Raw genomic sequence first — 1,528 nt, forward strand, 5'->3', positions numbered from 1 at the left:
TAGTATGCTGTGGCTGGTTTGGTTTTTTTTTTTTTTTAAGCAGAAAACGGCATACGGGTTTGCCCCTTGTCTCGTGGGGTCGGGGATGTGTATAAGGGACAGCCCCCACACCGGGGCCTGGCCCGTCACGGCCGCACCCGACGTCGCCGGCCAGCCATGGCAGCCCACAACGCCACCGGCGGACTATCGGCCTGCGGCCCCACAGCGTCCCTCACAGGGTGATCACCAAGCGCCGTCGTTGCCGGCCCCGGTCTCCAGGCGGCGATGGCGGGGCCGTACGGTCGCCATCGCGGTGATCGGTCTGGCAGTGCTGACCGTCACGACACTGGTTGGTGTTCTGACGCTTTCCGGCGGCGGTGGGGATGGCGCACCGGGCTCGGCGTCCGCGGCGGAATCGGCCCGTTCGGTTGCCGAGCGGTATTTGCGGGCGCTCGCCGCCGGGGACGCCGCGACAGCGCTCGCATTGGGCGCCTCCCCGCCCAGCGACACGCGCATGCTCACCGATGCTGTTCTACGAGCGCAGCTGGCGCTCACGCCGATTACCGATATCACCGTGGCCACCGCTCCCCCGGGACCTGGCGATGACCCAGAACAGGTCCAACACGTGGTCCTTGCGGCCCGTTTCGGTGACCAACCGAGCCAGACTCGTATCGCGGTGCGCCGTGACGGTGATGAGTGGAAGTTGCAGGCGACCACCGCAACACTGTCGTTGTCGTCGAATCAGTCGCCGACCGCATTGCTGGGGGCGGTCGCGGTGTGGAACGTCCCAGTGAAACCGGCCACCGAGGTGCCGGTGTTTCCCGGTGCCGTGGAGATCTCCTCCACCAACCCCAACATCACGGTCACCGCTGCGACCAAACCGCTTCTGCTCGACGCGCTAACGTCTCCGCCGGGGCCCGCGCTGCAGCTGACGGCGACACTGACTGATGCGGGCCGCAACGCTGTCAACGATGCTCTCGACAGCTGGGGACGCTACTGCTTCCACGGCGAACAACCGCCGCCGGACTGCCCGAAGATCACTGGCGCCAGCGCCAACGTCGTGGCCGGCACCGTGTCGGTGACCGGAAGCGGCGACTTCGGCGATATGACCACCAAATTCGACCCCACCAGCCTCGGCGTCGTCGTCAGCGGGATCGTTCGCTGGCCAGCCACTGCTACGGTCACCAGTGGAACCCCCAGCTACACCTTCCCGATTCCGGTTGGCGGCACCGTCGATCTGGGCAAGAATCCGGCCATCTACACGCCTGCCCCGTCCTAGCTGTCGGCTCGTCGCCGACGGTGACCTACGATTTGCCCATGCCGTTGAGTCCTGGTTCGGTGTTCGCGGGTTATCGGGTGGAGTGTTTGCTGGGCGCGGGTGGGATGGGTGAGGTGTACCGGGTGGCCCACCCACGGATGGGTCGTCGTGAGGCGATGAAGGTGTTGCCCGCTGATGTCTCCGCCGACGAGGAGTACCGGCAACGCTTTGTGCGTGAGGCTGATCTGGCGGCCTCACTGTGGCATCCCCACATCGTCGGGGTGCACGACC

2 protein-coding genes are annotated in these 1,528 nt (G+C 66.2%); both read left to right on the forward strand.

Annotation, left to right across the window (positions count from 1 at the left end):
• Positions 1-292 precede the first annotated feature (292 nt).
• Positions 293-1,258, forward strand: coding sequence for a hypothetical protein (locus HPC46_RS34340; protein WP_036425574.1), 966 nt, complete (start codon positions 293-295; stop codon positions 1,256-1,258).
• A gap of 38 nt (positions 1,259-1,296) precedes the next feature.
• On the forward strand, positions 1,297-1,528 hold a 232-nt coding region (locus HPC46_RS34345), incomplete at its 3' end, for a protein kinase family protein (protein WP_407665608.1).

The sequence above is a fragment of the Mycolicibacterium vinylchloridicum genome (assembly GCF_013404075.1).
Lineage (GTDB): Bacteria > Actinomycetota > Actinomycetes > Mycobacteriales > Mycobacteriaceae > Mycobacterium > Mycobacterium vinylchloridicum.